Here is a 1,440-nt window from a genome sequence, read left to right as displayed (position 1 = left end):
AGAAGATGGCAAAAATGTGGAATGAAGAGAACCCAGACAGGAAGATTATCTTTAAACCGGAAGTACTACCGTTTGAGGACATGCATACTAAGTTGTTGGTTTCTCTCCAGGCTGGTACAGGTGCTCCTGACATGGTTGATATTGAGATTGGAAAATATCCTAATTTCCTCAAAGGTGATGTACAGCTTATTCCATTGAATGATGTTATTGATCCAGTACGTGACAAATTTGTCACTGCACGTCTCGACATCTATAGCAAGGATGGCCAGAATTATGGTCTTCCATTCCACGTTGGTGCATCTGTTATTTTCTACAACACAGAGATTTTGGATGCTGCAGGAATTGATCCTTATGACATCAAGACCTGGGACGACTATATGGAAGCTGGAAAAATTGTAAAACAGAAAACCGGTAAACCCATGGCTACAGTTGAAGTGAATGGGCAATGGTCTTTCTGGCCCATGATTGCTGAACGTGGTTCTGATCTTGTTGATGCTGATGGAAATGTAATTCTTGATAACGAGACCAACATCAAGACCCTTGAGTATCTCAAGGAATTGTTGGACAGCGGTGTAGCCGTGGCTGCTCCTGGTGGAAACCATCATGCAGAAGAGTACTATGGTTTTATGAACGATGGTGGTGCTGCTTCGATGTGGATGCCGATGTGGTACATGAATAGATTTACTGATTATATGCCAGATCTTTCTGGAAAGATTTTGATTCTTCCGATGCCTAGATGGACTCCTGATGGTAAGCGTTCAGCAGGCATGGGTGGTACCGGAACCTCTGTTACCAATCAGGCTAGAGACGTTGAACTGGCTAAGGATTTCTTGATGTTTGCAAAGGGATCTGAAGAAGGAAATTTGGTAATCTGGGAAGATCTTGGATTTGATCCTCCTCGTTGGGATGTCTGGGATAATCCTCGGATGAACGCTTCCAATAAGTTTACTGAGTACTACCAGAATGACTCAATTTTCGGTATGTTGCTGGAGATCAAGGATGAGATTAATAGTGTCAATGTCAAGGAAAAACTTCCTGCAGTCATTGACCGAATCAATTCCTCTGTTATGATTCAGGCATTGCAACAGCAGACCAAGAGTCCTGCGGAGGCCTTGAGAGAAGGTGCTGAACTAGCACGTTAATTGGATACTTGTTTTAAAGGATACGCCAAATAATTGGCGTATCCTTGTATACTTATATTAAGGAGGTGTAAATGAAGCTTAAACAAACGATTAGCTCAACAAGAATTACACCATATGTCTTCATTTTCCCTTTTATTGCGTCGTTTCTTATTTTTTACTTGTATCCCATCATTAGCACGATCATCATGGGGTTCCAACAAGTCTATCCAGGCCAAGTAGAATTTATTGGGCTAGAAAATTATCAGAAACTTAGTAATCCAGAATTCAAAGTTGCATTGAAAAACAGCTTTCGCTATAC

Annotated in this window: 1 protein-coding gene and 1 pseudogene; both read left to right on the top strand. The window is 41.3% G+C overall.

What is annotated here, in order from left to right; genetic code table 11:
- A partial coding sequence (locus JF818_RS06965) for an ABC transporter substrate-binding protein (RefSeq protein WP_198891309.1) occupies window positions 1-1,142 on the top strand: 1,142 nt, incomplete at its 5' end.
- Between the two features lie 71 nt (window positions 1,143-1,213).
- Window positions 1,214-1,440, top strand: a pseudogene (locus JF818_RS16365) (arabinose transporter permease); the annotation flags it as partial.

The sequence above is a fragment of the Sphaerochaeta sp. S2 genome (assembly GCF_016406725.1).
GTDB lineage: Bacteria > Spirochaetota > Spirochaetia > Sphaerochaetales > Sphaerochaetaceae > Sphaerochaeta.
Note: the sequence above shows the minus strand (reverse complement) of the source record. Positions and strands in the feature narration are given on the sequence as shown.